Here is a 3581-nt window from a genome sequence, read left to right on the forward strand (position 1 = left end):
TTCCACAATCAATTTCTACCTATTTCTATAAATTTCAATCTATTTCTATTATCTTATCTCCATATCACTCTTATCTCCTTATCCCCTTTCTTACACTTTTGATATATAGCCTGAACGGTTACAGAAACTTCAGGTTACTCGAAATTTCCTTTGTATTTAAAAGTAGGATATTTAGCTTTATTCTTTTCTATCTTCTCTAAAATTGCCTGATTTAAGTCAATATTAAGAATATTGCTTAAACTCAAACAATAGATAATTATATCTGCTACTTCTTCCTTAATCTGCTCAAATTTTTCTTTATTATCTTTTAATCCAATAGATTCCTCTAAAGTTAGCCATTGAAAAATCTCCATTAATTCTGCCGACTCAATGGAAATAGACATAGCTAAGTTTTTCGGGTTATGGTATTTTTGCCAATTCCGTTCTGCGATGAATTCTTCTACCAGTTTCTTAAGTGTTTCAAAGGTAACATTCATAAAATCATTCTCCAATAATTTTTACCAGAACCCGTTTTTTTCTCTGGCCATCAAACTCGCCATAAAATATTTGTTCCCAGGTCCCAAAATCTAACTTACCATTTGTTATTGCCACCACTACTTCTCTTCCCATTATCTGGCGTTTTATGTGGGCATCAGCATTATCCTCACCAGTGCGATTATGTCGATATTGCGATGTCGGGTTATGAGGGGCAATTTTCTCTAACCAGTCATCATAATCCTGTATCAATCCTCGTTCATCATCGTTTATAAAAACACTGGCAGTGATGTGCATAGCATTTACCAGACATAACCCTTCCTTAACCCCACTTTTCCTCACTAATTCTTCTACTTGAGGTGTAATGTTGATATACGCCCGTTTAGTCTGAGTATCAAACCATAGATATTCTGTAACTGATTTCATCTTTCACCCCGGTTTTGGGTATTATAACATTTATAGTATAATTTTTCAAGAGAAATTTTTCGACCTGTGTAAGGCATTAATTATAACTAACTCATTACTAAGTTTCAGTTATTTTTTTATTGACATAAAATAAAATTTTTGATAAAATAGGTAATGTCTTGAAAAAGAACAAGGAGGAAAGAAAAAAATGGAGAATCTTCAACCAATCGATATCCTTTTAGTGGAGGACAACGAGGATGATATTATTATCATCAATCGCACCTTTAAAAAGCTAAAGTTGACAAATAACATCTACACGGTTCGAGATGGTCAGGAAGCATTAGACTTTGTTTTTAAAGAGGGTAAATATGCCCTATCACCTACACCAGGACTAATCCTTTTAGACATCAATATGCCCAAACTAAGTGGTTTTGATGTCCTGGAACGACTTAAGGCACATCCAGTCTACAAAATTATACCCGTGATTATGCTTACTGTTTCAGATAGAGAGGAAGATATTGTCAGAAGTTATAAGAATGGTGCGGTATCTTATATTACCAAATCAATGAAATTTGATGATTTTGTCACGGTTATGGAGCATTTTGAACTTTACTGGACATTGGTCTCAAAGGTGCCAAGAGTAAGATAAAAGGTTAAGGTTGAAGTTAAGATATAACCGATTACCAAAATTTCATACAAAGGAGGAATAAAATGAAAAAGTGGATATATGGGTTAATTTTTACAGGGATGCTGTCAGCACCAGCAATTGCACTTGCAGAAGAAAAGGGGTATGGGGCTGCGGAGAGTTTGCCTGAAATACACCTGTTTTTGACAGGTCAATTCTTAGACTATGGCACACACACCTTTGGTAAGTATGCCAATGTAGGGGATGCGAAACTCGCGGGTCATAGTGTTTTTGTCCCAATGAGTGGCTATATCGACATCAGCGCCTATCTTAAACCAGAATTGAAGGCAGAGGCAGAATTCGAGCTTTATAAAGGTGAAAGTGTCAAAATATGCAAACTGCGTGGATTATGGACGCCTGATGAACGATTTCATCTCTCCTTAGGCAGGGACTTCGTCCCCATTGGCGTGCAGGACAAAAATTATTATCCGACATCAATCTTCAGAATGTTCACCCTCGCACCTTTCCTTTACTCAAATGTAATGCGTTCTTCGGGTTGGTGGGATACCGGTATATTTATTTCTGGCAAATTGCCTGTTCAAAACCAGGTTGTATTACTTTATAATCTCTCGATAAGTAACGGCCCCGGGGATTCTCATCAAGATTCAAACAATAAACTTGCAATTAAAATGGCAACCAATACCGCAGGCTATATGTATGAACATTTTCATACCGATGCTCGACAATCCCTGGATAATAATAATGATAAGCCTATTTGCATAAGATTAGCTCTATCTCCTGTCAAAGGTTTAGAGTTTGGGGGCTCTTATTTTGGCGCCAAATACGATAAAGATGAAAAATACAGTAGTGAGTATAAATTTTACCATTTATTATACAACTCAGAACGATGGACAATAGATTGTGAGTCTGGTAGAATAGGTGTGGATGTTGACCCCGCAAAAAATTACCGGCAAGATAAAAAGATTCATCAATCCTCTTTCTTTATTGCCGCCAGTTACAAGATATTAAAAGAAAAATATGTTGAATTTTTTGCCCCAGCGATTAGATATGAAAGATTTGACCCGTGGGAAGAAGATGATACCAACAAAGGTGACCGTAAATCTATCAGTATTGGTTTTAACCTTTCACCAGTAGAACATTTTCTCATCAGAGCCGCATACCAGCGAACTACAGAAAGCCCAAAACTTGATAATAGTGGTGTAAGTTTAGAGACGGTATTGGATTTTTAAATAATACCAGTGAAGATAGAGAAAATAATTCGACCTGCGCAGGTAGAAAATTAAGAAAGATGTTCTAATTGCACAGGTGGAAATAATTTAAGGAGAAACGGTCATATCCCTGCGGGGCACAAAGGGGGATGAAAATGGGGAGGGAACACACCCCTAACCCCTCTCAAGAGAGGAATACAACCCCCTAACCCCCTTTGTTAAGGGGAAATAAACTTGCTTTTCATCGTTCCTTGGTCTATGGTCTATGGTCTGGAGTCTATTTTCAGGAGAACGCTAATGAGCCTATGGCACAATAACAGGGATGAAAATAAAGGGATTCGGGAATAAAAGAATCCCCGAACCCCAAAATCCAAACCCCGATTTTCAAGGAAAATTAATGATGCAAAAGATATTTTATATTATTAGTGCAATTATTGTTTTAATCTGTATCTTTTCTATCTCTTACCTTGAAGCCAAACCTTATCTTGCAGAAGTCAAAATTGCCCCGGTTAAAGTTTATAAATCAATGTTAGAAAACTACCAGCAAAAACAGTATGAAAAGGTTAATACCTCCCTTGGTTATGTAAAACCGATTATAGATACCATCAAATTAGAATTTGAGATAGACTTAAACACGGAATTTCAAACAACCTTGAAACAAAAAGATAATACCTTCTATACCACCTTAAACAGATTAATCTTCTATGACATCCAGGTTATATTTAACTCAATACAGGAAGAAGGAAAAACACAATCACCGGTTATATTGAAAAACTGGTTTCGGATGGCTTATGCCAATTATTTACTACTTTCTTCTACATTAAAAGAAAATAAGGAAACCTTTATTG

At 36.1% G+C, this 3581-nt stretch carries 6 protein-coding genes; 4 read left to right on the forward strand and 2 right to left on the reverse strand.

The genetic code is table 11. The annotated features are described in order from the left end of the window. Nucleotides 1-200 (forward strand): hypothetical protein (locus AB1422_17965; protein ID MEW6621188.1); only part of this gene is annotated, 200 nt, incomplete at its 5' end. Here the strand turns inward: AB1422_17965 and AB1422_17970 are convergent. Together AB1422_17970 and AB1422_17975 are read right to left on the reverse strand one after the other, a co-directional pair. Continuing rightward, on the reverse strand, nucleotides 135-491 hold the full coding sequence (locus AB1422_17970) for a nucleotide pyrophosphohydrolase (protein ID MEW6621189.1): 357 nt from the start codon (nucleotides 489-491) through the stop codon (nucleotides 135-137). The genes AB1422_17965 and AB1422_17970 overlap by 66 nt on opposite strands. Beyond that, nucleotides 481-900 (reverse strand): secondary thiamine-phosphate synthase enzyme YjbQ, encoded by a 420-nt coding sequence (locus tag AB1422_17975; protein MEW6621190.1) that lies wholly within the window; start codon nucleotides 898-900, stop codon nucleotides 481-483. Before AB1422_17975 ends, AB1422_17970 begins: the two co-directional genes overlap by 11 nt. Nucleotides 901-1087: 187 nt before the next feature. Between AB1422_17975 and AB1422_17980 the strand changes: the two genes are divergently transcribed. The 3 genes from AB1422_17980 to AB1422_17990 all read left to right on the forward strand — a co-directional run. Beyond that, complete coding sequence (locus AB1422_17980; protein MEW6621191.1) at nucleotides 1088-1528, forward strand: response regulator; 441 nt, start codon at nucleotides 1088-1090, stop codon at nucleotides 1526-1528. Nucleotides 1529-1590: 62 nt separating this feature from the next. Then, nucleotides 1591-2754, forward strand: coding sequence for a hypothetical protein (locus AB1422_17985; GenBank protein MEW6621192.1), 1164 nt, complete (start codon nucleotides 1591-1593; stop codon nucleotides 2752-2754). A 376-nt stretch (nucleotides 2755-3130) separates the two neighbouring features. After that, a partial coding sequence (locus AB1422_17990; protein ID MEW6621193.1) for a hypothetical protein occupies nucleotides 3131-3581 on the forward strand: 451 nt, incomplete at its 3' end.

The sequence above is a fragment of the bacterium genome (genome assembly GCA_040757115.1).
Classification (GTDB): Bacteria; UBA9089; CG2-30-40-21; order CG2-30-40-21; family SBAY01; genus JBFLXS01.